Raw genomic sequence first — 308 nt, forward strand, 5'->3', positions numbered from 1 at the left:
GTAGCTAAGGCTATGGCTCATGAAGATCGTGCCAATGCTGAACAGCGCGCCCTCATCAACCGTTTGGCCGATGAATTTTCGAATGAACTTAACAACTTGGGTGTTCGCGTTTCCAACTTGGAAGACCGCGTAGGCAATGTTAAATTAACGGGCGACGCTCGTGTTCGTTACATGAATCAGGACAATTCATCTAATAAAAACGACGGCTCTTGGCAGTTCCGCGGTCGTCTCCGTGCCAATGCAAAGATTAACGACCGTGCAGACGCAGTATTAGGTGTAAATTACACCAATAATTTTGCTAATCAAGA

The 308-nt window shown here is 46.1% G+C and carries 1 pseudogene; it reads left to right on the forward strand.

Annotated features, from left to right (window positions below):
- Window positions 1-308: pseudogene (locus tag PGX78_RS08895) on the forward strand (outer membrane insertion signal); the annotation flags it as partial.

The sequence above is a fragment of the Megasphaera sp. AF13-6AC genome (assembly GCF_027685385.1).
GTDB lineage: Bacteria > Bacillota > Negativicutes > Veillonellales > Megasphaeraceae > Megasphaera > Megasphaera micronuciformis.